Annotated in this window: 3 protein-coding genes; all 3 read right to left on the bottom strand. The window is 46.0% G+C overall.

The genetic code is table 11. From position 1 onward, the window contains the following. Positions 1-232: 232 nt before the first annotated feature. Positions 233-1,006 carry an AMP nucleosidase gene (locus B5D50_RS19125; protein WP_078924256.1) on the bottom strand — a complete coding sequence of 258 codons (774 nt, stop codon included), beginning with the start codon at positions 1,004-1,006 and terminating at the stop codon, positions 233-235. A 267-nt stretch (positions 1,007-1,273) separates the two neighbouring features. Then, positions 1,274-4,717: a pyruvate carboxylase gene (locus B5D50_RS19120; protein ID WP_078924255.1), complete on the bottom strand. Its 3,444-nt coding sequence runs from the start codon at positions 4,715-4,717 to the stop codon at positions 1,274-1,276. A gap of 138 nt (positions 4,718-4,855) precedes the next feature. Then, on the bottom strand, positions 4,856-6,178 hold a 1,323-nt coding region (locus B5D50_RS19115; RefSeq protein ID WP_143594428.1), incomplete at its 5' end, for an AAA family ATPase.

Genomic DNA, 6,178 nt, shown 5'->3' with positions numbered 1-6,178 from the left:
ATGTTGGTTCACTGCCGGATAGGCAGCTTAGAAAAGCGCGGGTCGGGTGGTAGGCAGTCACCCGTGGTTCACTGCCGGATAGGCAGCTTAGAAACGGCAGGTAGGCCGTATGCCACATCAAACAAAAAGGCTGCATAAGTTGTGGCGCTTAAGGGGTTAGGCATAGCTGATTGATCCTGATAAACGCTTAATTGATAAGTGGATGGGCTAGTGCTCATCTAATCCCCAAGCCTTAAAAGCGCAAATGCTTGACCGATAAACCGTTATTGATCAATTCATTGAGCGAGTCAATGCCAATTTGTAAATGTTGATCCACGAAGGCTTCACTGACTTTTTTATCACTGGCTGCTGTTTTTACCCCTTCAGGTTCCATCGGGCGATCAGAAACCAGCAATAAAGCACCGACTGGAATTTCATTAAAGAAGCCTGCACTAAAAATGGTCGCTGTTTCCATATCAATCGCCATGCAGCGAATGCTTTTTAAATAGGCCTTGAAAGTTTCATCATGTTCCCAGACACGGCGGTTGGTGGTGTAAACTGTACCTGTCCAGTATTCGCGCTGATATTTACGCGAGATAGTGGTAGACACCGCTTTTTGCAAACTAAAGGCAGGTAAAGCAGGCACTTCAGCGGGGAAATAGTCGCTGGAAGTACCTTCACCACGAATTGCAGCAATCGGCAGAATCAAATCACCGAGTTGATTTTTTTTCTTCAAGCCCCCGCATTTGCCTAAAAACAACACGGCTTTGGGGTGCACGCCGCTGAGTAAATCGAGCACGGTGGCCGCATTGGGGCTGCCCATGCCAAAGTTAATAATCGTCATATTATTCGCGGTCGCATTCGGCATACTGCGGTCAGCCCCAAGAATCGGCACATTATGCCAGCGTGCAAAGATTTCCACGTATTGGTTGAAATTGACCAGCAAAATGTATTGCCCAATGGTTTCTGGAGTTAAGCCGGTATAGCGAGGTAGCCAATTAGCTACGATCTCTTGTTTGGTACGCATAAGATTTTCGTCCTTATTGTTATTAGTTGAAGCCTGACTGTGGTGTCAGCTTAAAAATAGATGAAGGGAAGTATAGAGTTTAATTTTTTTAGAAAGTTCCTCGCTGGCTAAGTAGGGCTACAAATTTAAGCATCTTAGCTCAAGTTTGCAAGTAGGGTTTGTCCTTGCTGCCAATCGCGCTGCTGTACTCGAGCGAGGCTAATATTTTAAACCCAATTGGCTCTTGGTTGATTTCCAAAGAGCCAATTCAGCCTTGATCCTAAGTTTTTACTCCATCTCTACCACTAAATCCCCTTGTTCCACCAATTCACCTTGATGCAAATGAACTTGCTTCACTTTGCCAGCAGCCGGGGCCGTAATAGTCGTTTCCATTTTCATGGCTTCAATCACGAACAGCGGGGTATTTTGCTCTACTTCTTGGCCGGGTTTGACCATGATGGCAGAGAGTTTACCTTGCAAGGAAGTACCAATTTCTTTCTCGCCAACTGCTTTGCGATTGCTGGCTTTGGTGGGTTTCACCGCAAGATCACGCACGGTGACTGAGCGAATCTGGCCGTTGAAGTCAAAGGTGACAATGCAATTGCCATTTTCATCGGCATCCGAGCGATACAGCAAGCGCACGATCAGGACTTTTCCTTGACCGAGTTCGACTAACACCTCTTCATTAATCTTGAGGCCATAGAAAAATAGAGGGGTCGGTAGGTGGCTCACATCGCCGTATTCCTGCTGATGTTTATAAAACTCTTTATAAACAGCGGGATACATTTTGTAGGATAAGAAATCGAGGAAGCTGCGATCCACATCAAACGCTTGTTTGAAGGCAGCAAATTCAGCCTCCAAATCAACTGGCTTCATGTGATCATTCGGGCGACCCGCATTCGGTTTTTCGCCTTTGAGCACAATGTCACTGAGTTGAGTCGGGAAGCCACCGGGGATTTGCCCTAAGCCACCTTTGAATAAATCAATCACCGAATCAGGGAAGGCGAGGGTGTTACCACGTTCCATCACATCTTGTTCAGTCAAACCATTGGAGGTCATGTAAATCGCCATGTCCCCCACCACTTTGGAGGAGGGAGTAACTTTAACAATATCGCCGAACATGCGATTCACCACCGCATAATTCTCTTTCACTTCTTCAAACTTATGCTCTAAACCTAAAGCAATCGCTTGGGGGCGCAAGTTAGAGTATTGGCCGCCGGGAATTTCATGGTTATATACTTCCGCTGTGCCTGCTTTGAGGCCCGATTCAAACGGATAGTACATTTCCCGCACGTCTTCCCAATAGTTGGCGTAATCATTCAAGGAACGCAGATCAAATTTTTGCTCACGGGGCTGGCCTTCCATGGCGGCAATCAGTGAGTTCAAATTGACTTGTGAAGTGAGACCCGACATCGAACTTAAGCAGCCATCGACCACATCAACACCGCATTCAATCGCTTTCAATAAAGTCGCAGCTTGAATCGAAGCGGTATCATGGGTATGTAAATGAATCGGAATACTGACGGCTTCTTTTAAGGCAGGAATCAGTTTGGCAGCGGCATAAGGCTTCAATAAGCCCGCCATATCTTTGACTGCGAGCATGTGTGCACCCGCATCTTCAAGCTGTTTAGCTAGATCGAGATAATATTGCAGATTGTATTTGTAGCCCGGATCGGTGCGGAGCACATCGCCCGTATAGCAAATCGTACCTTCGGCAATTCCACCCGTGCGTTCACGCACCACTTGAATGGATTTACGCATGCCTTCGATCCAGTTTAAGGAGTCGAAGATACGGAAAACATCAATCCCTTGTTGCCATGATTTCTCGATGAAGGCTTCAATCAGATTATCAGGGTAAGCGGTATAACCAACGGCATTCGAGCCACGGAACAGCATTTGGAAGAGAATATTCGGGACGGCTTCGCGCAATAATTTTAAACGATCCCACGGGCATTCATGCAAGAAGCGCATCGACACGTCAAAGGTTGCTCCCCCCCACATTTCTAAAGAGAAGATTTGTGGATGGTTTTTGGCAAAGCCTTCAGCGACCCGTAGCATGTCATCCGTCCGTACCCGCGTCGCGAGCAAAGATTGATGCGCATCCCGCATAGTTGTATCTGTGTAGAAAATATGCGGTTGGTCTTTGACCCATTGGCAGAATTTTTCTGCACCCAGTTCGGTGAGCCTATTTTTTGTGCCTTTGGGGTAGTCGCCCACAATCGGGAAATCTGGCAGGATAGGTTTGCGGAAGTGCTTGTTCCGGTCTGGCTTTTTAACATCAGGATTGCCATTCACCGTCACATTGGCGACGAATTTAAGGGTCTTGGTGCCACGGTCAAAGCGTTGTGGGGTGTGGAAGAGCTCTGGATGTTGGTCAATGAAAGTGACCGTGCATTTACCAGCGGCGAAGACGGGATGCTCCAAAACATTTTCTAAGAAACCAATATTGGTTTTGACGCCACGAATCCGAAATTCTTTCAAGCCTCGTAAATTACGGCTAATCGCGCCGTCTAAAGTTCGACCCCAAGAGGTGACTTTCACCAGCATCGAATCAAAGAACGGCGAAACTTTCGCCCCCGGATAAGCTGCACCCACATCTAAACGAATCCCAAAACCACCCGTAGAGCGATAGGCGATAATCGTGCCGTAGTCCGGTTTGAAACCATTTTCGGGGTCTTCAGTGGTGATCCGACATTGTACGGCATAACCATTGCAGCGAATTTCATCCTGCGATTGGATATTAATGCCGTTATCACTGAGCTTACGTCCATCAGCGACCAGAATCTGGCTACGTACAATGTCGATGCCAGTGATTTGTTCCGTGATGGTGTGCTCGACTTGCACCCGTGGATTGACTTCAATGAAGTAAATATTTTCCTCAGCATCCACTAAGAACTCGACCGTGCCTGCACAGGAATAATCAACATGACGGGTAATCGCTAAGGCATAATCATACAGCTTTTGGCGGGTTTCATCTTTCAAGCCTGTGCTGGGGGCGACTTCCACTACTTTCTGGAAACGGCGTTGTACCGAGCAATCACGCTCATACAGGTGAATTAAGTTGCCATGCGTATCACCGAGGATTTGCACCTCGATATGCTTCGGTGAGTCGATATATTTTTCTAGGAAGACGGTGTTATCACCGAAGGCTTTGAGCGCCTCATTGCGTGCATCGTTATAAGCTTTTTCTAGCTCATCTGCTTTGCGCAAGACGCGCATGCCCCGTCCGCCACCACCCGCTGCGGCTTTCAGCATCAAGGGATAACCAATGCGATCTGCTTCTTTGCGCGCAATTTCTAAACTAGTTAATCGCTCACGGCTGTCTTGAATAATTGGCAAACCCGCAGCAATGGCAATTTCTTTGGCAGCGACTTTATCACCGAGCTTTTCCATCGCCTCAGGGCTAGGGCCAACAAACACGATGCCTTCTTCCCGACAGCGCCGCGCAAAGCGGACGTTTTCAGATAAGAAACCATAACCCGGATGAATCGCAGATACGCCATAGCGCTTAGCAATTTGAATAATGCCTTCAATATCAAGATAAGGCTTTAAAGGTTCATCATCAGCACCAATTTGGTAAGCCTCATCTGCTTTATAACGGTGCGGTGAGAAGCGATCTTCATAGGTGTAAATGGATACCGTCTTTAAACCCAACTCAGCAGCAGCTCGTAAAATCCGAATGGCAATCTCGCCACGGTTGGCGATTAGGAGCTTTTTAATCTTCAAACCCATGTAACCTTGACCTCGTAAGTAAGATGTTTAACCCAGCCTAACAGGGGGTAATCAGCTTGTAATGCTAGGCTAGTATAACGGTTTTAAGGCTTGGAGGCAGGATTCATGCCAGACTTTTGTGCATGGTGCTTGAGTGGTTTAGGCTTGCTCGACAGCAAAGCCGACGATATTCCGATCTTTCTTACTAAACTCGACCCCGATGAGATAAATCGGTTGATTCAGATGGCGGTATTTATCCGCGTAGTGTCGGTCTTGCAATTGCTGCAAGGCTTTGCTTTTGCCGCGTGGCTTACTATTCACGACCTTAAATTCAAATAAGTAAACCTGCTGATTGAATTTCAAAGCCATATCTAAGCGTCCGAGATTACTAGCATCCTCAACGATGATATCTAAACCTAAAGCCGCGAAATAAGAATAAAAGACACTGGCATAAAAGCCCTCATACTCTTGAATCTTATTACTGTTATACCAATTATTCGGGATACTCGCATAGAAGGCATGAAAGATTCCCTTGAGTCCCTCGAAGTCATTCTTCAACAGCAAACGATATAATTGAGCGCTGTTGACAGCCTGCTTGGATTTGTCCTTGACTAAAACGGCCAGCAAGCTTTCGTTTAAACTCTGCCGTACTTCTAAATTAGGAAAGCCTAAATGGAAGTAATCTTGTTGAGCAATGCGTTCCGCTTGTTTAATCGTGAGATAACCCGTTTGAAATAATAAGGCTTCGGTGGCTATGTCTTCAATGTCAAAGCTAGACAGCACTTGATTGCTTGTAAAGGTCTGATCTAAAGATAAAGATGTAACTTGACGTTTGAATAACAGATTAACTAAGAAGCTGGGTGTGCCCGTTTCAAACCAGTAATTCCCAAACTGGCGACTCCTAAATAAATGTAAAATATCAAAAGGATTGTAAACCCCTTCACCCAACCAGTTATAACCGTTATACCAATGTCGAATTTCTTCTCGATCCAAGTCTTCTAACTCAGGACTAAAGATAGTATCAATATCCGTATCGGTGTAGCCACAAATACTGGAATAGTGAGCATCTAAACTAATATCCAGTAAGTTATTCAAACCCGAAAACAAACTCACTTTTGAGAATTTACTGACTCCCGTTAAAAAGCTGAATTTGATATAGGCATCATAATCCTTGATCGTGCTATAGAAGCCCCGTAAAAAATCCCGATTGGCTTTAGCGACCTCGGGATAATCAAGGGCATCTAAAATCGGTTTATCGTATTCATCAATTAGAATCACCACCGGCTGTTGGGTTTGCTGCTGTAATTGTAAAATCAGATCAGCAAAGCGCCCACCGACATGCTCAAAGCGTGCTGTGATTCCAAACTGCTGTTCTAGATGACTGAGTTGGGTATCTAAGGCATGGGTGAGGCCTTGGATGTCCGTGAATTTGCCGCTGCCAAAGCTAAAGCGCAATACCGGATACTTGACCGACCAATCCCA

The sequence above is a fragment of the Thiothrix eikelboomii genome (assembly GCF_900167255.1).
Lineage (GTDB): Bacteria > Pseudomonadota > Gammaproteobacteria > Thiotrichales > Thiotrichaceae > Thiolinea > Thiolinea eikelboomii.
Note: the sequence above shows the minus strand (reverse complement) of the source record. Positions and strands in the feature narration are given on the sequence as shown.

What these genes read in the sequence shown, in the direction of transcription:
- B5D50_RS19125 (WP_078924256.1), bottom strand. Translation starts at nt 1,006, where the DNA reads ATGCGTACCAAACAAGAGATCGTAGCTAATTGGCTACCTCGCTATACC.
- B5D50_RS19120 (WP_078924255.1), bottom strand. Translation starts at nt 4,717, where the DNA reads ATGGGTTTGAAGATTAAAAAGCTCCTAATCGCCAACCGTGGCGAGATT.